The sequence below is a fragment of the Paenarthrobacter sp. CCNWLY172 genome, from assembly GCF_037402035.1.
In the GTDB taxonomy this organism is placed as follows: Bacteria; Actinomycetota; Actinomycetes; order Actinomycetales; family Micrococcaceae; genus Arthrobacter.
The window spans coordinates 24,129-50,608 of record NZ_JBBEGB010000006.1; the positions used below are offsets into that span (position 1 = coordinate 24,129).

At 62.4% G+C, this 26,480-nt stretch carries 22 protein-coding genes; 16 read left to right on the top strand and 6 right to left on the bottom strand.

The window, feature by feature from the left end; all coding sequences use genetic code 11:
- Positions 1–18: 18 nt before the first annotated feature.
- The 4 genes from thrS (at position 19) to pdxS (ending at position 4,442) form a co-directional block, all read left to right on the top strand.
- A complete protein-coding gene (gene thrS / locus WBN73_RS10720) occupies positions 19–2,028 on the top strand; it encodes a threonine--tRNA ligase (protein WP_207593698.1) in 2,010 nt (669 codons plus the stop codon).
- Between the two features lie 19 nt (positions 2,029–2,047).
- Entirely contained in the window at positions 2,048–2,641 is a 594-nt protein-coding gene (locus WBN73_RS10725; RefSeq protein ID WP_337340248.1) for an HIT family protein, read from the top strand.
- Positions 2,631–3,260, top strand: a complete 630-nt coding sequence (gene pgsA, locus WBN73_RS10730; protein WP_337340249.1) for a phosphatidylinositol phosphate synthase — start codon at positions 2,631–2,633, stop codon at positions 3,258–3,260. The genes WBN73_RS10725 and pgsA overlap by 11 nt, the downstream gene beginning before the upstream one ends.
- A 255-nt stretch (positions 3,261–3,515) precedes the next feature.
- Positions 3,516–4,442: a pyridoxal 5'-phosphate synthase lyase subunit PdxS gene (pdxS, locus tag WBN73_RS10735; RefSeq protein ID WP_017197521.1), complete on the top strand. Its 927-nt coding sequence runs from the start codon at positions 3,516–3,518 to the stop codon at positions 4,440–4,442.
- A 57-nt stretch (positions 4,443–4,499) separates the two neighbouring features.
- Here pdxS and WBN73_RS10740 read toward each other — a convergent pair whose 3' ends face one another.
- Positions 4,500–6,512: a M3 family metallopeptidase gene (locus WBN73_RS10740; RefSeq protein ID WP_337340250.1), complete on the bottom strand. Its 2,013-nt coding sequence runs from the start codon at positions 6,510–6,512 to the stop codon at positions 4,500–4,502.
- An 82-nt stretch (positions 6,513–6,594) separates the two neighbouring features.
- Between WBN73_RS10740 and WBN73_RS10745 the strand changes: the two genes are divergently transcribed.
- On the top strand, positions 6,595–7,851 hold the full coding sequence (locus tag WBN73_RS10745; protein ID WP_443193257.1) for a CapA family protein: 1,257 nt from the start codon (positions 6,595–6,597) through the stop codon (positions 7,849–7,851).
- A gap of 3 nt (positions 7,852–7,854) precedes the next feature.
- Here WBN73_RS10745 and WBN73_RS10750 read toward each other — a convergent pair whose 3' ends face one another.
- Entirely contained in the window at positions 7,855–8,628 is a 774-nt protein-coding gene (locus tag WBN73_RS10750; protein WP_207593693.1) for a type 1 glutamine amidotransferase, read from the bottom strand.
- Positions 8,625–9,956 carry a Mur ligase family protein gene (locus WBN73_RS10755; protein WP_280622940.1) on the bottom strand — a complete coding sequence of 444 codons (1,332 nt, stop codon included), beginning with the start codon at positions 9,954–9,956 and terminating at the stop codon, positions 8,625–8,627. The genes WBN73_RS10750 and WBN73_RS10755 overlap by 4 nt, the downstream gene beginning before the upstream one ends.
- Positions 9,957–10,058: 102 nt before the next feature.
- On the opposite strand from WBN73_RS10755, the gene pdxT reads away from it, so the two are divergent.
- The 9 genes from pdxT to WBN73_RS10800 all read left to right on the top strand — a co-directional run bounded on the left by pdxT (position 10,059) and on the right by WBN73_RS10800 (position 19,876).
- The gene (pdxT, locus tag WBN73_RS10760) at positions 10,059–10,760 is read left to right on the top strand and encodes a pyridoxal 5'-phosphate synthase glutaminase subunit PdxT (protein WP_207593691.1); all 702 of its coding nucleotides are present in this window, start codon (positions 10,059–10,061) and stop codon (positions 10,758–10,760) included.
- 3 nt (positions 10,761–10,763) lie between these two features.
- Positions 10,764–11,519 carry a YebC/PmpR family DNA-binding transcriptional regulator gene (locus tag WBN73_RS10765; protein WP_089595251.1) on the top strand — a complete coding sequence of 252 codons (756 nt, stop codon included), beginning with the start codon at positions 10,764–10,766 and terminating at the stop codon, positions 11,517–11,519.
- Positions 11,520–11,563: 44 nt separating this feature from the next.
- A complete protein-coding gene (gene ruvC, locus WBN73_RS10770) occupies positions 11,564–12,142 on the top strand; it encodes a crossover junction endodeoxyribonuclease RuvC (protein WP_337340252.1) in 579 nt (192 codons plus the stop codon).
- A 79-nt stretch (positions 12,143–12,221) separates the two neighbouring features.
- Complete coding sequence (ruvA, locus tag WBN73_RS10775) at positions 12,222–12,869, top strand: Holliday junction branch migration protein RuvA (protein WP_337340253.1); 648 nt, start codon at positions 12,222–12,224, stop codon at positions 12,867–12,869.
- On the top strand, positions 12,862–13,938 hold the full coding sequence (gene ruvB / locus WBN73_RS10780; RefSeq protein WP_089595248.1) for a Holliday junction branch migration DNA helicase RuvB: 1,077 nt from the start codon (positions 12,862–12,864) through the stop codon (positions 13,936–13,938). Before ruvA ends, ruvB begins: the two co-directional genes overlap by 8 nt.
- Positions 13,939–14,082: 144 nt before the next feature.
- Positions 14,083–14,466 (top strand): preprotein translocase subunit YajC, encoded by a 384-nt coding sequence (gene yajC / locus WBN73_RS10785; protein ID WP_198318222.1) that lies wholly within the window; start codon positions 14,083–14,085, stop codon positions 14,464–14,466.
- A gap of 114 nt (positions 14,467–14,580) precedes the next feature.
- Complete coding sequence (secD, locus tag WBN73_RS10790; protein ID WP_207593688.1) at positions 14,581–16,332, top strand: protein translocase subunit SecD; 1,752 nt, start codon at positions 14,581–14,583, stop codon at positions 16,330–16,332.
- Positions 16,332–17,321: a protein translocase subunit SecF gene (gene secF / locus WBN73_RS10795; protein ID WP_207593687.1), complete on the top strand. Its 990-nt coding sequence runs from the start codon at positions 16,332–16,334 to the stop codon at positions 17,319–17,321. The genes secD and secF overlap by 1 nt, the downstream gene beginning before the upstream one ends.
- 161 nt (positions 17,322–17,482) lie before the next feature.
- A complete protein-coding gene (locus tag WBN73_RS10800) occupies positions 17,483–19,876 on the top strand; it encodes a RelA/SpoT family protein (RefSeq protein ID WP_207593686.1) in 2,394 nt (797 codons plus the stop codon).
- On the opposite strand, the gene WBN73_RS10805 is transcribed toward WBN73_RS10800, so the two are convergent.
- From WBN73_RS10805 to WBN73_RS10815, 3 genes are all read right to left on the bottom strand, one after another.
- Positions 19,873–20,472: a hypothetical protein gene (locus WBN73_RS10805; RefSeq protein ID WP_337340254.1), complete on the bottom strand. Its 600-nt coding sequence runs from the start codon at positions 20,470–20,472 to the stop codon at positions 19,873–19,875. The genes WBN73_RS10800 and WBN73_RS10805 overlap by 4 nt on opposite strands.
- A 98-nt stretch (positions 20,473–20,570) precedes the next feature.
- Positions 20,571–22,151: a DUF349 domain-containing protein gene (locus tag WBN73_RS10810; protein WP_337340255.1), complete on the bottom strand. Its 1,581-nt coding sequence runs from the start codon at positions 22,149–22,151 to the stop codon at positions 20,571–20,573.
- A gap of 66 nt (positions 22,152–22,217) precedes the next feature.
- The gene (locus WBN73_RS10815; RefSeq protein ID WP_207593683.1) at positions 22,218–23,012 is read right to left on the bottom strand and encodes a peptidylprolyl isomerase; all 795 of its coding nucleotides are present in this window, start codon (positions 23,010–23,012) and stop codon (positions 22,218–22,220) included.
- 208 nt (positions 23,013–23,220) lie between these two features.
- Between WBN73_RS10815 and hisS the strand changes: the two genes are divergently transcribed.
- Positions 23,221–24,567: a histidine--tRNA ligase gene (hisS, locus tag WBN73_RS10820; RefSeq protein WP_207593682.1), complete on the top strand. Its 1,347-nt coding sequence runs from the start codon at positions 23,221–23,223 to the stop codon at positions 24,565–24,567.
- Positions 24,568–24,678: 111 nt separating this feature from the next.
- Positions 24,679–26,472: an aspartate--tRNA ligase gene (aspS, locus tag WBN73_RS10825; RefSeq protein WP_337340256.1), complete on the top strand. Its 1,794-nt coding sequence runs from the start codon at positions 24,679–24,681 to the stop codon at positions 26,470–26,472.
- Positions 26,473–26,480: the final 8 nt, after the last annotated feature.

Sequence of the window (26,480 nt, forward strand, 5' to 3'; positions counted from 1 at the left end):
CATGAATAGGAGACACCCGTGTCAGATGCCCAACAGATCACCCTCATCGTCGATGGCGAAGAGACCAAGGTGACGGAAGGGACGACCGGCGCGGAACTCTTCTTCGAGCGCCGCGACGTCGTTGTAGCCCGTGTCAATGGCGTTTTGAAGGACCTTGACCAGGTCCTCACTGAAGGCGCAGACGTCGAAGGCGTCACCATCGATTCCCCTGATGGACTCAACGTCCTCCGCCACTCCACCGCCCACGTTATGGCACAGGCAGTGCAGCAGTTGCGCCCCGACGCCAAGCTCGGCATCGGCCCGTACATCACTGACGGCTTCTACTTCGACTTCGACGTCGCTGAGCCGTTCACCCCGGAGGACCTGCGGACCCTGGAAAAGATGATGCAGAAGATCATCAACCAGAACCAGAAGTTCGTCCGCCGTGTGGTCACTGAAGAAGAAGCCCGCCAAGCGATGGCCAACGAACCCTACAAACTGGAGCTGTTGGGCAAGAAGAACGACGCAACCGACGCCGCGGAAGGCGTCAACGTTGAGGTCGGCGCCGGCGACATCACCATTTACGACAATGTGGACCGTAAGAGTGGCGAGAGCATCTGGTGCGACCTTTGCCGCGGTCCCCACCTGCAGAACACCAAAATCATCTCCAACGCCTTCGCGCTCACGCGTTCTTCGGCGGCCTACTGGCTGGGCAACCAGAACAACCAGCAGCTCCAGCGCATCTACGGAACCGCCTGGCCCACCAAGGAAGCCCTCAAGGCCTACCAGGAGCGGATTGCCGAAGCCGAACGGCGCGACCACCGCAAGCTTGGCGTGGAACTTGACCTCTTCTCCTTCCCGGACGAGCTGGGATCCGGCCTTCCGGTGTTCCACCCCAAGGGCGGCATCATCCGCAAGGCCATGGAGGACTACTCCCGCCAGCGCCACGTGGATGCCGGCTACGAGTTCGTCTACACACCGCACATCACCAAGGGTCACCTTTACGAGGTCTCCGGACACCTTGACTGGTACAAGGACGGTATGTTCCCGGCCATGCAGGTGGACGCCGAATTCAACGAAGACGGCACCGTGCGCAAGCCGGCCCAGGATTACTACCTGAAGCCGATGAACTGCCCCATGCACAACCTGATATTCCGCTCCCGCGGCCGGTCCTACCGCGAACTTCCGCTGCGCCTGTTCGAATTTGGATCGGTGTACCGCTACGAAAAGTCCGGCGTTGTGCACGGCCTGACGCGCGTCCGTGGCATGACACAGGACGATGCCCACATCTACTGCACCCGCGAGCAGATGAAGGACGAGCTCACCACTACGCTGAACTTTGTCCTGGGCCTCCTCAAGGACTACGGCCTGGATGACTTCTATTTGGAGCTATCCACCAAGAACGAAGAAAAGTTCGTTGGTGACGACGCTGCCTGGGAGGAAGCCACCCGCACGTTGTCCGAAGTTGCCGCTGCCTCAGGTTTGGAACTGGTGCCGGATCCGGGTGGAGCTGCCTTCTACGGTCCCAAGATCTCCGTCCAGGCGAAGGATGCCCTCGGAAGGACCTGGCAGATGTCCACCATCCAGCTGGACTTCAACCTGCCCGAGCGTTTCGAGCTCGAGTACCAGGCTGCGGACGGAACCCGCCAGCGGCCCGTCATGATCCACCGCGCACTGTTCGGTTCCGTGGAACGCTTCATGGGCGTCCTCACCGAGCACTACGCCGGCGCTTTCCCGGCCTGGCTCGCTCCCGTCCAGGTGGTGGGCATCCCGGTGGCCGAGGCATTCAACGACTACATGTTCGACGTCGTGGGCCAGCTCAAGGCTGCCGGCATCCGGGCCGAAGTGGACATCTCCTCGGACCGCTTCCCCAAGAAGATCCGCACGGCCAGCAAGGACAAGATTCCCTTCGTCCTGATTGCCGGAGGTGAGGATGCCGAGGCGGGCGCAGTTTCATTCCGCTTCCGTGACGGCAGCCAGGACAACGGCGTGCCCGTGGCCGAGGCGGTCCGCAGGATTGTGGACGCCGTCAAGAACCGCGAGAGCTGACGGAACGGACGCAGAGACGGTGCAGGAGAACACAGGCGCGGCAGCTGGGATTCCGGACGACGCCGACGTAACCGATGATTTCGGACTGGCGGGCGTGCCGGACGCATTTCAGCGCCTGTGGACTCCGCACCGCATGGCCTACATCAAGGGCGGGCAGGATCAATTCAAGAACAAGGACGACTGCCCGTTCTGTGTGGGACCCGCGCGCTCGGACGAGGAATCCCTGATCGTGTACCGGGGGAGGACCTGCTATGTGGTCCTCAACCTTTTCCCGTACAACCCGGGGCACCTGTTGATTTGTCCCTACCGCCACGTGCCCGATTACACGGACATCACTGTGGAAGAGACTGCCGAATTCGCCGAACTCACACAGACCGCCATGCGGGTCTTGAGGAAAGTATCCAACCCCAGCGGCTTCAACCTGGGCATGAACCAGGGCGTGACCGGCGGCGCAGGAATCGCCGCGCATCTTCACCAGCACGTAGTCCCACGCTGGGGCGGGGATGGCAACTTCTTCCCGATCATCGCCCAGACCAAGGCCATCACGCAGACATTGGACGAAGTCCGCAAGCTCGTGGCCGAAGCCTGGCCGGGGGAGTCGAATGCTGAATAGGCATGCGCGCGGCTTTTTCACATCACTTTTCACACCCCTTGCCCGTTGGCTCCTCAGGATCGGGGTTTCCCCTGACGCAGTGACCATGGCAGGTACGGCGGGCGTGATCCTGGGCGGCTTGGTACTGTATCCGCTCGGCCACCTGTGGTGGGGCTCTGTACTGGTGGCGTTCTTCGCCTTCTCCGACGTCGTTGATGGCATCATGGCGCGGCTCCAAGGCAGGAGTGGCGGCTGGGGCAATTTCCTGGATTCCACCCTGGACCGTCTGGCTGATGGCGCGATCTTTGCCGGCATCACCATCTGGTTCTTCACCCATGGCGAGGATCCCGCGATTGGAACTGCCGCCGTCGTCTGCCTTGTCCTTGGCATGGTTGTCTCCTATGCCAGGGCAAAGGCGGAGTCCTTGGGATATCAGGCCAGCGTTGGCATCGCTGAGCGGGCCGAGCGTTTGGCGTCCGTCCTGCTCATCACCGGCCTGACCGGATTGGGGCTTCCGCCCGTGGTGCTGTTCGGGACCTTGATCCTGCTGGCGCTGGCCAGCGTTGTCACCATCATCCAGCGGATGTCCACCGTGCACCGGCAGGCCATGGCCGAGGCCGACGGTACTGCTGCGGGCTAGCGGCTAACAAGCCGCCTGTCCGCAGGGAACTGGCATACGACCAAACTCGTCCCCCGCGGGTTGTGCACCTGTCCTACCACGGCGTCCTTTGTTGCCCGTCGGAGCGGTAATGAATGTACTCCCACCATGGAACGTGCGACTACTATTACTAGTACTTGGTCACCTTGACCTGAAAACCCGGTGTGCTCTGATTGCGGTCGTGTGGCTGCGCGTGCCTCCGGCAAATAGGTCGTTTATCTACCCATAGGGGTTTTTGTGTCTACACCAGATGTAAGCAACGAAGCCGGTTCGTCCGCGAACAGCGTCACGGGCAGCAGCCGCGTCAAGCGGGGCATGGCTGAGATGCTCAAGGGCGGCGTCATCATGGACGTCGTTAACGTCGAGCAGGCCCGCATCGCCGAGGATGCCGGTGCCGTCGCCGTCATGGCGCTCGAACGTGTCCCGGCCGATATCCGCGCCCAGGGCGGCGTGTCCCGCATGTCCGATCCCGACATGATCGATGCCATCATCGCCGCCGTGTCCATCCCGGTCATGGCCAAGGCCCGCATCGGCCACTTCGTCGAAGCCCAAGTCCTGCAGTCCCTCGGCGTTGACTACATCGACGAGTCCGAGGTCCTGACCCCGGCGGACTACATCAACCACATCGACAAGTGGAACTTCACCGTCCCCTTCGTCTGTGGTGCCACCAACCTCGGTGAGGCATTGCGCCGCATCAACGAGGGCGCGGCGATGATCCGTTCCAAGGGCGAGGCCGGTACCGGGGATGTTTCCAACGCCACCGGGCACATGCGCAAGATCCGTTCCGAGATCGCCAAACTCGCCGCCCTCCCCGAGGACGAGCTCTATGTTGCGGCCAAGGAATTGCAGGCCCCGTACGAGCTGGTCAAGGAAGTTGCCGCCACCGGCAAGCTGCCCGTGGTGCTGTTCACCGCCGGTGGCATCGCCACCCCGGCTGATGCTGCCATGATGATGCAGCTCGGCGCCGACGGTGTGTTCGTTGGTTCCGGTATCTTCAAGTCGGGCAACCCGGCAGAGCGCGCCGCCGCCGTTGTGAAGGCCACCACGTTCCACGACGACCCGGATGTCATCGCCAAGGTCTCCCGCGGCCTGGGCGAAGCCATGGTGGGCATCAACGTCGACGACATTCCCCAGCCCCACCGCCTCGCAGAACGCGGCTGGTAAGAGTTAACCGTACGACGGCGGCCGGTCACCTTCCGAGGTGACCGGCCGCCGTCGTTTCTATTCCAGTCCCCGTCGTTTCAGGAGGGGTTCCAGTTCTGCGTCGCGGCCCCGGAACGCCCGGAAGGACTCCAGGGGATCACGGCTGTTGCCCCGCGAGAGGAGTTCGGATCGGAAATGGGCGCCGTTGGCCCGTGTCAGGCCGCCGTTCTCCTTGAACCATTCCACAGTGTCCGCATCCAGTACTTCGCTCCAAATGTAGGAGTAGTAGCCGGCTGCGTAGCCCGCGCCGGCAAAGATGTGCTGGAAGTAGCCGGTCCGGTACCGCGGTGGAATCAGCGGATGGGCAACGCCGGCCCCGGCAAGGGCCTTGGCTTCGAACGCTATGACGTCCTCTGGAACGTCCGCCTCAGCCAACACGTGCCAGGCCAGGTCCAAAAGGGCAGCTGCAAGGTACTCGGTGGTGGCGAATCCTTCGCCCCACAGCAGTGAGTCATTGAGTTTGTCCACGGTGGCCTGGGGGAGGGGTTCCCCGGTGGAGTAATGACGGGCGTAGTTGGCCAGGACTTCGGGCCACATGATCCACATTTCGTTGACCTGCGACGGGTACTCCACAAAGTCCCGGGGAACGGATGTGCCGGAGAAGCGCGGGTAAGTGACCTCGGAAAACAGCCCGTGCAGTGCATGGCCGAACTCATGGAATACGGTGCGGACCTCGTCGAGGGTCAACAGCGTGGGCTCGCCGGGAGCAGGTTTGGTGATGTTGAGGTTGTTGATCACCACCGGCTTTGTTCCCAGCAGGCTGGACTGTTCGACCAGGGAATTCATCCACGCGCCACCCCGCTTTGAAGCACGGGTGTAGTAGTCGCCCAGGAACAGTCCGATTCCGTGCCCATCCTCGTCACGCACTTCCCAGATGCGCACGTCCGGGTGGTAGCCATTAAGGTCGGACCGCTCGTGGAAGGTGATGCCGTACAACTGGGTGGCAGCATGGAAGACGCCGTCTGAGAGGACACTTTCCAAGCTGAAATAGGGGCGCAGCGCTTGCTCGTCAACTTCGAACTTCTCTTTACGGACCCTGGCGGAGTAGTAGGCCCAGTCCCATGGCTCCAGGTCATGCCCGGCGGAAGCGGCCAAGGCCTCGGCCTCGGATTGCGCGTTCCGGACCGCGGCAGGGGCCAGTCGGCCAAGCATGGCCTCCACATCGCCGAAATGTGGTGCGGTCTGTTGGTCCACTACAAGCTCGGCATAATTCGTGAAACCCAGAAGGCGTGCCTTCTCCGCGCGCAGCCGGACAGTAGCAGACACGAGGTCCCGCACGTCCATGGCCCCACCGCTGATGCCGCGTGCCAGGGACGCTTCATACAAACGACGCCGGATGGCCCGGTTCTCCAGCGACGCGATAGCGGGCTGGTTGCTGGGCTGGATGAGTGTCAGCAGGTACTTGCCGTCGTGCCCTGCCGCTTTTGCTGCCTCGCTGGCCCCTGTGACGTCTTCGGCCGGCAGCCCGGCCAGGTCTCCGGCGTCGTCGAGCAGGAGCGCAGCGGACTTCATGCCGTCCTTGACCCGCTGGCCGAATTCGGTTCCCAACCGCGAGAGTTCTGCGTTGACATCCCGCAGGCGTTGTTGTCCAGGGGCATCAAGCTGGATCCCGGACTGCCGGAACTCCTTCAGGTATTCTTCGACCAACCGGGAGGATTCCGGGTCGAGATCGGAGACGTCGATAGCGGCGAACCGTTCATACAGGGCACGGTTCATGTACACGGCGTCCTGGTGCGCTGAGAACTTGGGTGACAACCCGGTCTCCAGGGCCTTGATGTCATCGGAGGCATCGGCCGAAACCACAGTGAAAAACGCTGCAGCAGCCCTGTCCAGAAGGAGCCCGGAGCGTTCCATGGCTACGGCCGTATTCTGGAAGGTTGCCGGTTCGGGGTTGTCCGTGATGGCTTGGATGTCCTGCAGGTGGCTGGCCAAACCGGCATCGACAGCTTCGGCGTAGTGCCCAGGGGTGAGGCTGGCGAACGCCGGAAGTCCATACGGCAGGGGGCTGGGGCTCAGGAGGGGATTGGTCATGAAGTGACTCTTTCACGTAAGAATCGTGTCCTCAAGAGCGGCACGCCCGGGCGTGCAGCTCATCCGCCGTAGGATGAAAACCATGGGGAACATCACATCTGCGGCAGAACGGATCCGTCGTTCACGGGCCATGCTCGTGACAATCACCGCCTTGGCTGCATTGTCGCTGGGCGCCTGTGGCGTCATTGCCGAGACTGATAACAAGGACCGCAGCACGGCGGCCTCTGCTCCCGCGTCGGAGTCCCCAAAGCCAACCCGCACTCCGGCGCCTAACCCCACTCCCGGCAAAGGCCCAGCGTGCCCCGCACTTCGTTGTACCTCCATCACCGTGACCGGCGACATGCTGGTCCACACCCAGTTATGGCAACAGGCAAGGGCCGACGCCGCGGCGGCCGGCCTTCCCGGGTACACATTCGTGCCCCTCCTTGAAGGACAGCGGCGCTATATCCGCAACAGCGACCTCGCCATCTGTCATCAGGAAACACCGGTGGCGACGCCCGAAGGGCCCTTCTCGGCCTATCCGTCCTTCAACGTCCCGCCGCAGATCATCACCGCCTCCAAGGAGGTTGGCTACCAGGCCTGCACCACGGCGAGCAACCACACCATTGACCGAGGGACCGACGGGCTTCTGCGGACACTCGATGCCCTGGACGCAGCCGGACTCAAGCACACAGGCTCCTACCAGACCGAAGCGGAGTCCAAGGAAATCCTGATGCTCCAAACGGAGGCTGCCAAGGTGGCAGTCATCATCGGTACCTACGGCCACAACGGCCAGATCCCCGAGTACCCGTGGCTGGTGGACGAGCTTGATCCCGCAGCCATGATCGCCAAGGCAACGCAAGCCAAGGCGTTGGGAGCGGACATCGTCCTGGGAGTGATGCACGCAGGCGACGAATATGCCAGCGAAGCCAATGCCCAGCAGCAGGATGTTGCGCACGCGTTGGTGGACAGCGGGCAGTTCACCATGATCTACGGGCACCACACACACTCTGTGCTGCCGATCGAAAACTACAAGGGCACGTGGATTGTGTACGGACTGGGCAACGGTGTCACCGAGCTGTCGCCCTGGTACGTACTCAATAACGAAGGGCTGCTGGTGAGGGCCCAGTTCAGCCAGAACGCCGCCGGTGCGTGGACCGCCTCGGACCTTGCCTGGGCACCTTCGGTGATTGTCCGCGATCCCTACCGATGGTGCTCAGTGGCCAGCGACGCTCCACAAGGAGTCTGCGCATCACCGGCAGCCGACGCTGCCACTTACCAACGAACCAAAGAAGTGGTTGAGTCCATGGGCGCCGCGACGGCAGGCGCGCATGAACTGCTGATCACCAAGGAGAAGTAGCGCCTACCGCGGCCGGCGGGCGGCGTGTTCGCGCGCGAGGCGGGCGTAGTCGTCGTCGGGCTTGCCCGGTATGAAGGTGCCGTACTTGCGCTCGGCCGCCGTTCGGATGAGGAAGTCGGCTATCGCGGGGTTCTTCGGCAGCAATGAGCCATGCAGGTAACTGGCCACCACATTGTTGTAGCGCGCACCTTCGTGCCCGTCCTTGCTGTTGTTACCGGCACCTTTGGTGACGGTCCCAAGAGGTTCGACGCCGGGACCCAAGGTGGTCTGTCCGCTGTGGTTTTCGTAGCCCAGAATGTCGCCGAACTCGGTGGACTTCATGATCACGTTTCCAATAAGCCGCTCATCCGTGCCGTGGGTTTCGACGTCGAGGATGCCGATTCCGGGAATGATCGGTCCAGCGCTGGTTTTGAAGAACTTGCCGAAAAGCTGGTAGAGGCCGCAGATCACCAGCATGGGGGCACCGCCATCAGCCAGTTCCCGGAGGTGCTCCGCCCGTGCCTGCAGGTCGTCCTGGATGACAAGCTGTCCGCTGTCCTGTCCGCCTCCACCGACCACAATGTCGATGTCCTCGGGAAATTCGTCACCCACGTTGTACTCCAGCAGCTCCGGTGTGTAGCCGTGCCACTTGATGCGCTGCTGGAGGACCAGGGCGTTGCCCCAGTCGCCATAAATGTTCATCTCGCGGGGGTAGAGCTGGAGGACGCGGAGGGTCCCCTTCCCGGGCTGTGGCGATTCGGGCTGTGTCTCCGGCGTTGGCTGTACTTCCGAGGTCATGAGACCACCTCAACTATGGTGATTTTGGCGAGTTCGCGACGGATCGCGAGCATGGAGGTGTACGTGCAGAAAATTCGTTTGGGTTTGCCGCGGGAGCCGTTGATGAAGGTGCGCAGGGCGGCGGTGATGTCCGGTTCCACCACGCCGAAGGGCACTTCGTCGTACTGCAGCCGCAGCGCCATGTCGTAGGCGCGGACGCCCGTGAGGACTTCCACGCCATCCTCGCGCAATGACTCGAACTCCACGTCCCAAAGCCAGGACATGTCCCTGCCGTCCGCGTAGTTGTCATTGATGGCAATCATGGTGGCGTAGCCACCGGCAGGGAAGGACTTGAGCCCGAGCCGGAATCCACTGGGGTTTTTCACCAGGACAAGTTCCAGGGGTTGACCATCCACGGTGAGGCTTTCGCCGCGGCCAAAGGCGGGAGCTACTTCACCCAGGGCTTTGACAAGTTTGGGAGTGTCCACGGGGCCGGTGCCGAGGACCGCGCGCGCCAGCGACAAGGCGGCAGCAGCGTTGAAGATGTTGTAAACCCCACGCAACTTCATCGCGGTACTGACGGTTTCGCCGTCGAACTCGAAATCGGCGTCCTGCGCGCCCACCCGGCGGAGCACGACGTCGGCGTCCGGCAGTTCTACCGGCTCGCCTTCCGCAGCGGCCACCGGAGTTCCCGACGGCGACGGGCCGGAGCCGGTGGTTCGCATTTCGTCGTCGTTCGGGAAAGTGCTGCGCAGCGATTCATCGAGGCCGAAGTACCGAACGGCGGGGTGGTGAAGTGCATCAACGTCGTGAAGGACCTTCGCGATCCGGGCCACGCGGGGATCTTCACGGTTCAGGATCACAGTATCCGTGGTTCTGGAGGCGATGTGCTCCAGTAAGCGGGCAGTCTTATCGATTTCGCCAAAGCGGTCCAATTGGTCACGCAGGACATTGAGCAGGAGGCTGAACCGGGGCTCAACCTTGTTGACGAAATGCACGGCATGCGCTTCGTCGAGTTCCAGGATGGCGATGTCGGCATCGAGCCGTCCGCGCCAGTCAACTTCGCCGAGGAGGGAGGCGGCCACGCCACGGGTGAAGTTGCTGCCGGAACGGTTGGTGAAGACCTTCAGGCCTTGGCTTTCGAGGAGTTCCACCACCATCTTGGTGGTGGTGGTCTTGCCGTTGGTGCCACTGACCACGGCCACGCCGTGGGGGAGTGAGGCCAGCGTTCGCTGCATGAAGCCGGGGTCGATTTTCTCAACCACCAGGCCGGGAAAAGCTGATCCTCCGCCCCGAAGCCGGGACAGTGTGCGGACCAGCTTGCCGAGGGGGACGCTGAAGGAAAGCATGCTCTGTAATATATCCCAGTCATGGCATGGAACCCGGACTGACGGGACTCCCCGGTGGTCGCAGAAGACGCCGCAGCAGGCGCAGCGCACTATGATGGATCAATGACCAACCCCCTTTCCGACGCTTCATCGCGCGTGGGTTCAGGACTCAGGATCGGCGTTCTGGCACTCCAGGGCGACTTCCGCGAGCACATCCACGCTGTGGAGGCCGCTGGAGCCGCCGGCGTGGGCATCCGCCGTCCGTCCGAGCTGGACGATGTTGACGGCCTGATCATCCCCGGCGGCGAATCCACCACCATCGACAAACTGTCACGGATTTTCGAACTGCGCGATCCGATTCAAAAGCGCATCGCAGACGGGCTTCCCGTGTACGGCTCCTGCGCCGGAATGATCCTGCTGGCCGATGAGATCGCCGATCCCGCCAAGGACCTTAACGGAAATCCCCAGCAGACTTTCGGCGGCCTGGACATCACTGTGCGCCGGAACGCTTTTGGGCGCCAGCGTGAATCCTTCGAAACGGATCTCGATTTCAAGGGCCTGGACTTCAGCGCCGGGGAGTCCGGCGTGGATCCCGTTCACGCTGTCTTCATTCGCGGTCCCTGGGTGGAACGGGTAGGTCCGGACGTCGAAATCCTGGCGCAGGTTGATCCCGACCACGCCAGCCACACAGCTGCTTTGCACGGAGTGGCTAGAATTGTTGCAGTGCGCTCCGGCCACCTGCTGGCCACCTCTTTCCATCCGGAAGTGACTGGGGAGAAGCGCGTGCATGAACTCTTTATTCGAATGATCAGAGGAGAAGCGTAAAGCATGTCAGGCCACTCCAAATGGGCGACCACCAAGCATAAGAAAGCCATTATTGATGGCAGGCGTGCAAAGTCGTTCGCAAAACTGATCAAGAACATTGAAGTTGCTGCCCGAATGGGAGGTCCGGACCTCGCCGGCAACCCCGGCCTGGAATTGGCGGTCACCAAGGCAAAGAAGACCTCGGTACCCAACGACAACATTGACCGCGCCATTAAGCGTGGTGCCGGCCTCACTGGTGAGGTAGTCGACTACACGGAAATCATGTACGAAGCACGCGGTCCGCAGGGCTCTGCTCTGCTGATCGAATGTCTGACGGACAACAAGAACCGGGCAGCTTCGGAAGTCCGCCTTGCCATTTCGCGCAACGGCGGCACCATTGCCGACCCCGGTTCGGTCAGTTACCTCTTTGCCCGCAAGGGTGTTGTGGTCCTGCCGAAGAACGGCCTCAGCGAAGACGACATCCTGATGGCTGTCCTGGAAGCTGGCGCTGAGGAAGTGAAGGACAGCGGCGAGAACTGGGAAATCCACTCCGAGCCCTCGGACCTCCAGGCCATCCGCGACGCCCTTAAAGACGCCGGCATCGACTACGAAACTGATGAGGCCGAATTCGTTCCGTCCATGCAGGTGGAACTCGATGTCGATGGTGCCAGGAAGTTCATGAAGCTCGTCGATGCACTGGAAGACCTGGACGACGTCCAGAACGTCTACAGCAATGCGGACTTCAGCGAGGAAGTGCAGGCTGCCCTCGACGCCGACTAGGCGGGGCAGCAACCAATGTTGATTTCAACCAGGAAGGCCCGGACTTGACTCTTCGCGTATTGGGAGTCGATCCGGGCCTTACCCGTTGCGGCATCGGCGTCGTCGATATTGAGCGGAACCGCAGGGCTACCATGGTGGCCGTCGGAGTGGTGGGGACCTCCGCCGACCAGACCTTGGACAAGCGCCTGCTGGTGATTGCCGAAGCGATCGATGAATGGCTGGACCGGCACGAGCCGGACGTCGTCGCCGTCGAACGCGTTTTCTCCCAGCTGAACGTCAGTACAGTAATGGGTGTCGCCCAGGCGTCAGGGGTGGTGATCGCTGCGGCCGCCCGCCGTGGTATTCCGGTGGCCCTGCACACTCCCTCTGAGGTCAAAGCCGCAGTGACCGGCAGTGGCACGGCCAACAAAGATGCTGTCACCAAACTCGTGACCAAGATCCTGCGCCTGGACGCTCCACCCAAGCCGGCCGATGCTGCAGACGCCCTTGCCCTCGCACTGACCCACGCATGGCGGGCAGGCACCGGTATGGGCGCAGCGGGTGGATCCTCCGGTGCCGGTTCGCTGACTCCGGCGCAGAAGGCCTGGGCCGACGCGGAAGCCAAAGCGCGCCGCGCACGGTGATTCCCCGCCGTCCTTGCTAGGGTATTCGTAGATATGTTCGGATAGTCCGCTTGGGCCACAATCATTCAGGAGCCGGGTCTTGATCAGTTTTCTCCGTGGAACCGTAGCCCACGTGGGTTTGTCCACCGCCGTCATTGACCTCAACGGGGCGGGTATGAACGTCTTCGCCACCCCCCAAACCCTGAGCCACCTCAAAGTTGGAACCGAAGCCAAGCTCTTCACGTCCATGATCGTCCGTGAGGATTCCCTCACGTTGTTCGGTTTCGCGGATGATGACGAACGTGAAGTCTTCGACGTCTTGCTCAGCGTCAGCGGAGTGGGGCCGAGGCTGGCACTGGCCGTCCTGGCCGTGCACGAGCCTGAAGCAATCCGTGTGGCAGCGCACACCGGTGATGGCAAGGCGTTCACCAAGGTCCCCGGAATCGGGCCCAAGGTGGCCGGCCGGATCGTCCTGGAACTCGCGGGCAAACTGGTTCCGCATGGCACCGGCTCCGCAACCACTGCTGCCCAGACTGCCACCAACGCCGAGTGGAAGCCCCAGGTAGTCGCTGCCATGACCAGCCTGGGGTGGTCCGAGAAGGACGCTACGGGCAGCATCGACAAAGCCATGGCCGACTCTCCGGAACTGGTGGAGGCCGGTAACGTGGCCCAGATCCTCCGCGCCACTCTGCGGTGGCTGGGCCAGGACGGCGCACGCGCCGGCAACCGCGTAGGCAACCGTGGCTGAGCAGTCACTGGTCAACGGGGGAGAGGAACCGGAAGAGCGGGTCATCGAGGCCGCACTCCGTCCTAAGAACCTGCATGATTTTGTCGGCCAGCATCGCGTCCGTAAGCAACTGGCCCTCGTCCTCGAGGCCTCAAAGATGCGCGGACGCAGTGCCGACCACGTCTTGATGTCCGGCCCACCTGGCCTGGGCAAGACAACTCTGGCCATGATCATTGCGGCAGAAATGAACGCGCCCTTGCGTATCAGCAGTGGTCCTGCCATCCAGCATGCCGGAGACCTCGCCGCCATCCTCTCCTCCCTGTCCGAGGGAGAGGTCCTGTTCCTGGATGAAATCCACCGGATGTCCAGGCCGGCAGAGGAAATGCTCTATATGGCCATGGAAGACTTCCGGGTGGACATTGTGGTGGGCAAGGGAGCCGGCGCTACGGCCATTCCCCTGGAGTTGCCCCCGTTTACGCTGGTAGGAGCCACCACCCGTGCCGGCCTCCTGCCGGGACCGTTGCGTGATCGCTTCGGTTTCACAGGTCACCTCGAGTTTTACTCGGTTGCTGAACTGGAGCTTGTCCTTCGCCGATCTGCAGGCCTGCTGGACCTGAAAGTGAACTCGGCCGGGTTTACGGAGATCGCCGGCCGGTCGCGTGGTACTCCACGAATCGCCAACCGTCTCCTTCGCAGGGTTCGAGACTGGGCCCTGGTTCACGGCATTGACCAGATTGACGCCCGGTCTGCTTCAGCGGCCTTGGACATGTATGAAGTGGATGCCAGGGGATTGGACCGGCTGGACCGCTCCGTGCTGGAAGCCCTCATTACCAAGTTCAATGGCGGTCCTGTGGGATTGTCCACCCTGGCGATTGCCGTTGGCGAGGAGCCGGAAACGGTGGAGACCGTAGCCGAGCCGTTTTTGGTGCGTGAAGGACTGCTGGGTCGCACGCCGCGCGGCCGTATCGCCATGGCTTCAGCGTGGACGCACCTCGGTTATGCCGTGCCGGCCGGAGTCTTCGGTCAGGAAGCACTGGCACTCTTCGGCGAGGATGAAAACCACGCCGAAAGCGTAGATACCGTCGGTTAACACGCCGTGTTCAGCTTTTCCCTCTAGACTGGTATGACGCTCGGCACGTTCGAGTCCTTGATCCATGCAGCCGCCCGCGGATCTGCCAGGGACGTTGCCGTGAACCAAAACGTAAGTACAGAACGGAACTTCCCTGTGGATCCAATGACCATATTGCTGTTCGTCATGCTTGGACTCTTTGTCTTCATGATGTTCCGCCGCAACAAGAAGACCCAGCAGCAGCAGGCTGAAATGCAGTCCAAGTTCGCTCCGGGCGTCGACGTCATGACCAGCTTCGGTCTCTTTGGCCGCATCGTCTCCATCGACGAAGCCGAGAACAAGGTTGTCATCGAACTTTCCCCGGGTAACGAGGCCACGGTTCACCGCCAGGCCGTCACCAAGGTAGTCGAAGCGCCCGCTGAGGAAGCCCCGGTTGTACCGGACGACGCTTCTTCGCTGACTACCGCAGATGCTGAAGCTCCTGCCGCAGTTGAGACGCCCGAAGAAACCATTGCGCGCCTCAACAAAGAGGACAAGAAGGACAACTAGGATCGTCAGGCGCGGCACCCCCGCGCAAGGCAACTTCTACGGCAGCTGAGAGCCGCCGGCAGACGCTCACAAGCGTTGGCCGGCGGCTGTCCGGCGATAACAGGAAGATCGATAATGGCACGGACCGGCCCCAAAAATTCAGCCCGCAGGGTGCTGACCTGGCTTGGAGCAATATTCGTTGTACTCACCGCTGTCCTCGGTGGCGGAGTTTTGACTGGGAATGCCAGCTGGGCACCCAAGCTTGCCTTGGACCTCGAGGGCGGTACCCAGATGATCCTGGCGCCCAGGGTTGACGGATCCAGCGAGATCAACGAAGAGCAGCTCAACCAGGCAGTTGCCATCATCCGTCAGCGGGTTGATGGCTCGGGTGTTGCTGAAGCAGAGATCAGCACCCAGTCCGGCCGCAATGTTGTGGTCAGCCTCCCGGGTACACCGTCCAAGGAAACCCGCGACTTGATCCAGGCTTCGGCCGACATGAACTTCCGGCCTGTCATCACCTACGGCGATCCCGCGGCCGTCCCGGTGGAATCACGCACACCGGATGACCAGCTGAACAAACCGACGGCGGAGCCGGCCAATGCGAGTGATGTCAATTGGATCACCCCCGAAGTCCAGAAGGAATTTGAAGCACTTGACTGCGTCAATCCTTCGACGGAAAGGCGTGAACGCTCCGATCCGGCCAAGCCCCTTGTCACCTGCGAAGCTGCCACAGCCAAGACTCCGGCCCTCAAGTACATCCTTGGACCGGTAGAAGTCCGGGGCCAGGACATCAGCGATTCCACTTTCTCCCAGGTGCAGGGCGCCCAGGGTTCGGTCACCAACTCCTGGGGTGTGAACATCGTCTTCAACGGGGATGCCACCGAGAAGTTCAAGGCCGTCACCGAGCGGCTCAACCAGTACTATGTGGCGGCCCAGGCGCAGGGAACTGAAGATCCCAAATCCCAGTTCGCCATTGTCCTGGACGACAAAGTCATTTCCGCACCGCGTTCCCTGGCAGTGATCACCGACGGACGCCCGCAGATCACGGGTGACTTCACGCAGGCTACTGCCAAAGCGCTGTCCGATCAGCTCCGTTACGGTGCCCTGCCCATCAGCTTCGAGATCCAGTCACAGGAACAGATTTCGGCCACCCTGGGTGGGGACCAGCTCCGGCTCGGGTTGTTGGCCGGCATGATCGGCTTGCTGCTGGTGGTGGTCTATTCCCTCTTCCAATACCGGGCCCTGGGCCTTGTCACCATCGCTTCCTTGGTGGTGGCCGGCGTCTTGACCTATCTGGCCATCGCGATCCTCGGCTGGACCGAGAACTATCGACTCTCCCTCGCCGGCGTGGCTGGCTTGATCGTGGCCATCGGCCAGACCGCTGACTCGTTCATCGTCTACTTCGAGCGTATCCGCGATGAACTGCGCGAAGGCCGCGGACTTGTATCCGCCGTCGAAAACGGCTGGAAGCGGGCCAAGCGAACTGTCCTTGCCTCCAAGGCGGTCAACCTCCTTGCTGCCCTGGTGCTTTACTTCGTGGCTGTCGGCAACGTGCGCGGCTTCGCCTTCACTTTGGGCCTGACAGCCCTCGCCGACCTCTTGGTCGTGTTCATGTTTACCCACCCCATGCTGCAGGTTCTGGCGCGCACCAAGTTCTTCGGGGAAGGCCACCGATTCTCGGGCCTTTCCCCGGACCGTCTTGGGGCAGTTCCCTTGTACCGTGGCGCGGGCCGGCTCCGTACACCTGACGAGAAGCCCCCGGCTGTCCGTGCGCGGAACACCGGCGCAGTGGCTGAAGCTGAACGTCGCATGACCATCGCCGAACGGCGCCTTGCCGAGAAGGGCCAGTTGACTGGTTCCTCCAAGGCAACCAAGGAGGAGAAGTAATGACTACGAGCTTCGCAACCTTCGGCCATGAGCTGTACACGGGCAAGCGCTCGTACAACTTCGTCAATTCGAAGAAGATCTGGTTCATCATTGCGGCCGTCGCGGTGGCCCTGTCCATCCTCATTCCGGTGGCCAAGGGCGGTTTCAACCTTGGCATCGAGTTCCGGGGCGGCTCGGAGTTCACCGTCTCCAACGTGAGCACCACGGACGCCAGCCTTGGCGAAAAGGCTGTGCACGACGTCGTACCCGGCGCCATCCCGCGCGTGGCAAACGTCGCGGGCAACACCATGCGGATCCAAACGGACCAGCTCACCGATGATGAGACCAACCGCATCAAGGACGGCCTTACCAGCGCCTATGGCGTTACCGAGAATGAAGTGACGTCCAACTTTGTGGGTCCCACCTGGGGTCAGGATGTCACCAGGCAGGCACTCATCGGCCTGGTGGTGTTCGTTGGTTTGGCGGCTGTCCTGATGGCGCTGTACTTCAGAACCTGGAAGATGTCGTTGTCGGCCCTCGTGGGCATGCTTGTCACAATGTTCACCACAGCGGGTGTCTACGCCTTGAGCGACTTCGAGGTGACGCCGTCGGCCATCATCGGCTTCTTGACGGTCCTGAGCTACTCGCTCTACGACACCGTTGTGGTCTTCGACAAGATCCGCGAGAACACGGCCGATATCTCGACTTCCACCCGCCGTACATTCGCCGAAGAGGTCAACCTGGCCGTCAACCAAACCCTGGTCCGCTCCATCAACACCATGATGGTGGCCGTGCTCCCGGTGGCAGCGATCCTCTTCATCGGCGCCGGTCTCCTGGGTGCGGGCACGCTGCGTGACCTCTCGCTGGCGTTGTTCGTCGGTATCCTCATCGGTACGGCAGCCACCATCTTTATCGCGGCGCCCCTGTACGCCTGGTTGCGCCAAGGTGAACCGGAACTCGTAAAGCAGGCCAAGAAGGTAGCCCACCGCCGGGCCGAGGTCACCGTCTAGGCTCTGGCAACTCCTCTGTTTGACCAAGGAGCCGGTCCGCGCAGTTACGCGGGACCGGCTCTTTGACTTGCCCGTCCCATGCGTCATGTGCTGCCCATTTGCAGAAGCATTCACTGACGGGAATAGACTTAGAGAATTATTCGGTTGTGAGGGGTACTTCTGTGGAAGAACGTGCGACGTCGGCACCACCGGCGGGCGGGGAAGACGGCCACAATGCTGTGGCGGTTCCAGCAACAAGCATGGCTGGACGGACTGCGGGAGCTGTTCCGGTGGATACCCCTGGCGCGCGTCCAACCTTCCCGGGCCGTCGGGAGCGTACACGTTCCCGTTTGGCCCGTCTGACCGGTCGTGGCGTGGCTCCGTATTCTCCGATCCTCGAACCTTTGCTGCGGACAGTGCGGGCCAACAACCCCAAAGAGGACTTTGACCTGATCCAGCGGGCCTTCGCCGTAGCGGAGCGAAGCCACCAGGGCCAGAAACGCAAGAGTGGTGATCCCTACATCACCCATCCGGTTGCCGTGGCCACCATCCTGGCTGAACTCGGAATGACAGGAACCACCCTGGCAGCGGCGTTGCTTCACGACACCGTGGAGGACACGCCCTACACACTCGCTGACCTGACGAGGGATTTTGGTCCCGAGGTTGCCATGCTGGTGGACGGCGTGACCAAGCTGGACAAGGTCAGCTTTGGCGAAGCCGCGCAATCAGAGACCGTCCGCAAGATGGTTGTGGCCATGGCCAAGGACATCCGTGTCTTGATGATCAAGTTGGCCGACCGCCTGCACAACGCCCGTACGTGGCGCTTTGTCTCCGCTGAGTCTTCCTCCCGCAAGGCTCGTGAAACGCTGGAGATCTTTGCCCCCCTGGCTCACCGACTGGGCATGAACACCATCAAGTGGGAGCTCGAAGACCTGTCCTTCGCTGCCCTGTATCCCAAGGTGTACGAGGAAATCGTGCGCATGGTGGGGGACCGCACGCCGGAGCGCGAGAAGAGCCTCAGTGTCATCCGCAACCAGATAGCTGATGATCTGCGCACGGCCCGGATCAAGGCGACCATCACCGGGCGTCCCAAGCACTACTACTCCATTTACCAGAAGATGATCGTCCGGGATAAGGACTTCGACGACATCAACGACCTCATGGGCGTGCGCGTCCTGGTGGACTCGGTCCGGGACTGTTACGCAGCTCTGGGTACCCTGCATTCGCGATGGAATCCCCTTCCGGGGCGGTTCAAGGACTACATCGCCATGCCCAAGTTCAACATGTACCAGTCGCTGCACACCACGGTGATCGGCCCGGGCGGCAAGCCCGTGGAGATTCAAATCCGAACCCATGAGATGCATCGCCGGGCCGAGTACGGTGTGGCAGCACACTGGAAATACAAGGACCAGCCAAACCGCACGGCGCAGGGCCCCGGCAGCCCCCGCGATGGGGACATGGGCTGGTTGCGGTCGTTGGTGGACTGGCAGCAGGAAACGTCGGACCCCGGCGAGTTCCTGGACTCGCTGCGTTATGAGATCAATGCACGCGAAGTCTTCGTCTTCACCCCCAAGGGTGAGGTCATGGCCCTGCCCGCGGGATCGACTCCCGTCGATTTTGCCTACGCCGTCCACACGGAGGTCGGCCACAGGACCATCGGCGCCCGCGTCAACGGCAAGCTGGTCCCGCTCAACAGTGAGCTGAACCATGGCGACTGGGTGGAGATCTTCACATCCAAGGCCGAAGGAGCCGGTCCCAGCCAGGACTGGCAACATTTCGTCAAGTCGGCACGCGCACGCAACAAGATCCGCCAGTGGTTCACCAAGGAACGCCGCGAAGAAGCAATCGATCGCGGCAAGGACATGCTGACGCGGGCCATGCGGAAGCAGAACCTGCCCTTGCAGCGCCTTATGACGCACGACGCCTTGTCTGCGGTGGCCGAGGACTTCCACTACGTAGATATCTCCGGGCTCTACGCAGGGGTGGGCGATGGACATACCTCCGCCCAATCCGTGATGGAAAAACTCGTCGAGCACTTGGGCGGCCACGAGACTCCGGATGAAGACCTCGACGAAGTCAGCATTCCGACGCAGGTTGCCAAGTCCAAATTCTCGGACTCCGGAGTCATCGTCCGCGGTGTGGGCGACGTCTGGGTCAAACTGGCCCGTTGTTGCACACCCGTTCCGCCGGACCCCATCCTGGGATTCGTCACCCGTGGCTCGGGCGTCTCCGTCCACCGGACCGATTGCACCAACGTTTCGGGGCTCAGGGACCAACCGGACAGAATCGTGGAAGTGGAATGGGCTCCCACGCAGTCGAGTGTGTTCCTGGTGGAAATCCAGGTGGAGGCGTTGGACCGTAAATCCCTGTTGTCCGACGTGACGAGGATTCTGTCCGAAAATCACGTGAACATCCTCGCTGCCTCGGTCCACACCTCGAGCGACAGGGTTGCCATCTCGAAGTTCGCTTTCGAAATGGGCGACCCCAAGTACCTGCACCACGTCCTGAATGCCGTACGCCGCATTGATGGCGTCTTTGATGTCTACCGCACCACGGGTAACAGGCGGCGCAGCTAGCCGGCAGCAAGGTGTGCAAGGGTGGCCAGCGCACGCCGCTTGTGGGGAACGCGCGGTGTTGCCTCCACGGCCAGCGTGAGGAGTCTCAACCGGATTCCCAGGTCGTCCTTGGCCAGGAGACGCCTCAGGGCAGGCAGGGCGCGGTCACTTTCCACATGCAAGGCGATGTCAGCTGCGGTGCGGAGCGGGCTGCTCACCAGCATCCCGCCCAGACTCACTACGTCCATTTGACCAAGCCGGACCTCGTGGAGGCTGCAGGCGGTGCTTCCGCGCAGACTTGAAATGCGGTGCTTCGCATCAACCAGGAGCGACAGGCGCTCCGGAGGGTTCGCGCAGCCGTAGATCCACGCGGCCGTGAGGCGGCCGGCAACTACTTTGGTTCGGATCCGTTCCGGAACTGTGAGGGCTGCTGCGCGGGCCCGGAGGCGATGGGTGACAGCGGTGCCCGGCGAGGCGTAACTCTTCCCGTAGAGCGGCAGCAGGATGCCGTCGAAGGCCATGCCCTGGAGTTCGTTCCACGTGAAGATCCGGTGGGGGGAGTACAGCTCTGGGATGGCCGGCTCCGATAGGTGCGGGGCGGCGGCAGCGGGGTCCATCCACTGATCATTCCGCGCCGCCGCCGAAGCAGTACAGGCTCCGTTCCGGTTATGTGGATAACTGGAACGGAGCCTGCGGTAGTGCCTTGCCAGAAGCGCTAGGCGAGATCGCTTGCAGAGCGCTGAATCTGGTCCAGCCACGCCTGGCGGGCCTCCAAGGCCTCGCGGGCAGTCTTGATGCGGCGCTGGTCGCCTGCCTTTTCAGCCTTCTCGAGGTCATCCTTAAGGCCGGCGATGGCAGCTTCGAGTTGCGAGAGGGCGCTGTTGGTGCGCGCCTTGGTCTCCGGGTTGCTCCGGCGCCACTTCTCTTCTTCGGCTTCCTTGACGGCGTCTTCAACCTTGCGGAGTCCGGCCTCGATGCGACCCATGTCCCCTCGCGGAACCTTGCCGGCATCTTCCCAGCGGTCCCTGATGGACTGGAGGGCCTTCTTGGCTGCGTTGAGGTCCTTGATGGGAAGCAGGGCCTGCGCTTCAGCTACCAGCTGCTCCTTGACCACCAGGTTGGCGGTGTATTCCTGGTCGATCTGGTCGTTGGCCGCCTGGCGGTTGCTGAAGAAGACATCCTGGGCGGCGCGGAAGCGGCCCCACAATGCGTCGTCATCCTTGCGGCTCGCCCGGGGGGTGGCTTTCCACTGGTCCATCAGCCTGCGGTATTCACCGGCGGCGAATCCCCAATCGGTGGAAGAGGAGAGGGCTTCAGCCTCGGCGATCAGCGCTTCCTTGGCGGACTTCGCTGCTGAATTGTTGCTGTCAAGTTGTGAGAAGTAGGCGCGGCGGTGACGGTCAAAGACTGTGCGGGCCGAACGGAACCGCTTCCACAATGCGTCCTCATTGCTGCGGCCCAGGCGTACACCGCTCTTCTGCGCCGCCTTCCAGGTTTCAAACAACTCGTTCATGCGGGCGCTGGAGGTCTTCCATTGAATCTGGGCAGGATCCTGTCCGGCAATGGATTCGGCTTCGGATACTATTGCTTCGCGTGCAGCGAGTTCGCCGGCCCGCACAGCCTCGTGTGCTGCCTTCTCCGACTTTTCCAGCTCCACGATCTGGGTGGAAAGGGCATCCAGGCGTGCTTCCGCAGACCGGATATCGCCCACCATGGTGCGCTCTGCAAGCTGTTCGCGGAGATGAGTGACGGTCTTTTGCATGTCCGTGGCCGGGGCCTTGGACTCAACACGGTGTTCCAGCAGGACCACCTGGGCAATAATGTCGTCGAACTTCCGGGCGAAGTAACCCAGGGCTTCGTCGGGACTGACCCCCGGGTACTGGCCGACGGCGATCTCGTCACCATCCAGCGTCAGGAACACGTGGCCATCGCGTTCGGCGCGACCCCACTTGGCTGCCTCGGCGAGCGACGCGGCGGACACGGCCGGGGCAGCGGGAACGACGGCGGCGGGAGCCTTGGGGCGGGCCGCAAGCGCTGCAGGTGTTGGGGCAGCGGACGGGGCAGGTCGCGGTGCGGCCGGCTCACTTGCGGCTGCTTCGGCCTCGGGCGTCGCTGCAGGTTCCGGTTTGTCCCCGGCTGCTGTTTCGGCCCCGGCTGCTGCCTCATCAACAGGCGCTGGTTCTTGTGCAGCTGCCGGCGCGACGGAGGTTTCCACATGGTCGGGGCTGGTCGCCTCGACTGCTTCTTCTTCGTTGGCCACTACTGCTGTTTCGTCGGATTTCTGACTGTCTGTCACCGCTAAAAGTCTTTCGCTTGGAGGGACTGCTCAGGTAATGCACCCCGGGCCGGGGCCTGGAGCTGGTTACTTCAGAGAAAACGAGTCTATCGTGACAGGTGCCACAGGGGCGCCGTCACTGGTGCTTTCGCCGGTTTTCAGGCCTGCGGCGGCGATGTTGGTAACTACGTCCAGCCCGCTGGTTACCTTGCCCACTACGGTGTACCCACCGGCCGTGTCAGCAGGAATGGTGGTGTCCTTGTAGACGATGAAGAACTGGTGCCCGTTGCCATAGGCGTTGTTCCCGCTGCGGGCCACGGCTATCGTCCCCGCAGGGTACTTGTTGTCTGCGGGCGTGTTTTCCAGCGGACCCCATCGGTAGTTGGGGTCGTCCGCGCCGTCTTCGGACGGGGCGCCGCACTGCAGCAGCCCGAAGGTTTCCGAGGTCGTCAGGCGGTGGCAGAACTTCCCGTTGTAGTAGCTGGAGTCGCTGAGTGACTTGAACACTGCCGCGGCCTGGGGTGCAGCCGTTCCGTTCAGTTCAACGCCGACCACTCCGCTGTTCAACGCGAGCTCGCCGGTGAACGTTTTTCCAGCGGCTGTGTCCGGGCTGGGAATGTCCGAACTGTTAGACGCAGACGGCGAAGCGGACGGAGAGCTGAGCCCGGCTTCTGCGGCGGCGAACTCCGCTTCGGTGGGGTTGGAGCTGAAGACCGTCAGTTGCAGCACGACGGCCAGAACCACCGCTGCGGCACCTGCGCCAACGGCGATGGTGTTGTCGCGTTTGCGCCGCTTGCCCTGTTCCTGCCGCAGGGCACGCTTGGCTTCCATCTGCCTGATGCGCCGTTTCGCTTCGCGGTCATCCCGCGACCTTGTTGCCAAGAGTCCTCCTGATTGTGTCCACTTCCGGGGCCGCCGACAGGAACCCGGGCATGCTGCATTAGATGTGCACGCGCGGAAAGCATAAACTGGCTGCCGCACATAGTTTATGCATGACCGGCTGGACGCCCGCCCTGTAAACGCCGTACGGGCGTTTTAAAGCTGTGGGTCCCATACCAGCGTCAGCTTTCTTCGAGGAGACATTTCCACCATGGCACGTACCGCCTCCCTGTCCGGATTCCCCGAGTGGCTTCCCCAGGAGCGGTTGGTGGAGCTCCACGTGCTGGATACGCTCCGCAAGACGTTCGAGTTGCATGGGTTTTCGTCCATCGAGACCAGGGCGGTGGAAACTGTGGGGCAGCTGCTCCGCAAAGGCGAGATCGACAAAGAGGTTTACGGGCTGAGCCGGCTCCAGGATGACGAGGGTGAGGCTGCGAAGTCAGATAAAGCGGATCCCAACGCCTTGGCCCTGCACTTCGACCTGACTGTTCCCTTCGCCCGTTACGTGGTGGAGAACGCCGGCTACCTGGCGTTCCCCTTCCGCCGCTACCAGATCCAGAAGGTGTGGCGTGGCGAGCGGCCGCAGGAAGGCCGCGCCCGTGAGTTCACCCAGGCGGACATCGATGTGGTGGGCGACGGCGAGCTTCCGTTCCGCTACGACGTCGAGATTGCCCTGGTCATTGCCGAGGCATTGAGCGCGTTGCCGATTCCGGATTTCCGGCTCCGGATCAACAACCGGAAGCTGGCCGAGGGTTTCTATCGCGGGATCGGCCTGGCGGACACTGCCGGGGTCCTGCGCAGCATCGACAAACTGGAAAAGATCGGCGCTGCGAGGGTGGCAGAGCTGTTGAAGAGCGAGCTTGGTGCCACGGACGAGCAAGCCGGACTGGCCTTGGAACTGGCTCGTATCCGCACTGAGGACACCTCCTTCGTCCAGCAGGTCCGCGCCCTGGGCGTCACCGATGAGCTCCTGGAGGAAGGGCTCAACGAGCTGGAGCAGGTCATCCAGGCGGCCGTACAGCGTGCCCCGGGAAAGGTGGTTGCCGATTTGAGCATCGCCCGCGGCTTGGATTACTACACCGGAACTGTCGTCGAAACCGTGCTGGTGGGCCATGAGCAGCTCGGTTCCATTTGCTCCGGTGGCCGCTATGACGCCCTGGCCAGCAAGGGCAACCGCAAGTTCCCCGGCGTCGGCCTTTCCATCGGTGTGACGCGCCTCGTATCGCGCATCCTTAGCCAGGAACTGGCGACGGCATCGCGCTCGGTCCCCACAGCGGTCCTGGTTGCCTTGAATACGGACGACAGCTGGTCTTCCGCGCAGGATATCGCGGCACAACTGCGGGGGAGGGGCATCGCGACCGAAGTTGCTGCAAAAGCCGAGAAGTTCGGCAAACAGATCAAGTTCGCCGACCGGCGCGGTATCCCGTTTGTGTGGTTTACCGACGACGACGGCAAACACCAGGTCAAGGACATCCGCACCGGTGAGCAGGTTGACGCCGACCCCGCAGAATGGACGCCGGCGGAAGAGGACTTGCACGTCCGCGTCACCACCGCCTGATACCGGCATCGCTTGTTCCGCCGTTTGGCGGGAGCCGCGGCCGGGGCGGGTAAACTCGGACGGGACCGCCATTGCAGCGGTCCCTATAAATTTCATGCTGAAAGGAATGCTGTGCTGCGCACACATGACCTCGGATCACTTCGCTCCGAGCACATTGGACAAACCGTTACCCTGGCCGGCTGGGTGGGCCGCCGCCGTGATCACGGTGGCGTTGCATTCGTTGACCTGCGTGACGCGTCCGGTGCCGCCCAGGTGGTAGTCCGTGAGGAAGAGGTCTTCCATGGCCTGCGGAACGAGTACGTCCTGCAGGTGACGGGTACCGTCAACAAGCGTCCCGAAGGCAACGAAAACCCGGCTCTGGCGACGGGTGACATCGAGGTGATCGCTGACAAGGTGGTCATCCTCAACACCTCTGAGCCACTTCCGTTCCAGATCGACGAACACGTTGAAGTTGGCGAGGAAGCACGCCTTAAGCACCGTTACCTGGACCTTCGTCGTCCCGGCCCCGCCCGCAACATGCGTCTGCGTTCGGAGGCCAACCGTGTGGCCCGCGAACTGCTGCACCAGCGTGGCTACGTCGAAATTGAGACACCCACGCTGACGCGTTCGACGCCGGAAGGCGCCCGCGACTTCGTGGTCCCGGCACGTCTGGCGCCGGGTTCCTGGTACGCCCTGCCGCAGTCGCCGCAGCTTTTCAAGCAGCTGCTCCAGGTGGGTGGCTTTGAGAAGTACTACCAGATTGCCCGTTGCTACCGCGACGAGGATTTCCGTGCGGACCGCCAGCCGGAGTTCACCCAGCTCGACATCGAAGCCAGTTTCGTGGACCAGGACGATGTCATTGAGCTGGGCGAGGCAATCGTCAAGGCTCTGTGGCAGCTCATCGACGTCGAGATCCCCACCCCGATCCGCCGCATGACGTACCTGGATGCCATGGCCAAGTACGGCTCGGACAAGCCGGACCTGCGCTTCGGTGTGGAGCTGACTGAGCTTACGGAGTTCTTCAAGGACACCAACTTCGGCGTGTTCAAGGCACCGTACGTCGGCGCAGTGGTCATGCCCGGCGGAGCTTCGCAGCCCCGCCGTACGCTGGACGGCTGGCAGGAATTCGCCAAGCAGCGCGGACACAAGGGCCTCGCCTACGTGCTCTTCAAGGAGGACGGCGAGCTCGCCGGCCCCGTTGCCAAGAACCTCACGGAAGAAGAGCGTGCCGGACTGGCCGACGCCGTGGGCGCCAAGCCTGGTGACTGCATTTTCTTCGCCGCCGGTGAGAAGTCAGCGGCACGCGCCCTGCTCGGTGCTGCCCGCGTGGAAATTGGTCACCGTACCGGCCTGATCGACCCCAACGACTGGGCGTTTGTCTGGATCGTGGACGCTCCCATGTTCGAGCCCGCCGCCGCAGCTGTCGCTTCCGGTGACGTAGCTGTGGGTGGAGGGCAGTGGACGGCTGTGCACCACGCGTTCACCTCGCCCAAGCCGGAATTCCTGGACACCTTCGACCAGGACCCGGAATCCGCACTGTCGTATGCCTATGACATCGTTTGCAACGGCAACGAGATCGGTGGCGGTTCCATCCGTATCCACCAGCGCGAAGTGCAGGAACGGGTCTTCCAGCTCATGGGGCTTGACAAGGAAGACGCCGAAACCAAGTTCGGCTTCCTGCTGGAGGGCTTCAAGTACGGTGCACCTCCGCACGGCGGAATGGCCCTCGGCTGGGACCGCGTTGTTGCTTTGCTCGCCGGTGTGGAATCCATCCGCGATGTTATTGCGTTCCCGAAGTCGGGCAACGGCTACGACCCCCTGACTGCCGCTCCTGCACCGATCACTCCGCAGCAGCGCAAGGAGGCAGGCGTCGACTTCAAGCCGGAAGCCAAGCCTGCAGCCAAGCCGGAAACCACCACCGTCTAAACGGTCAC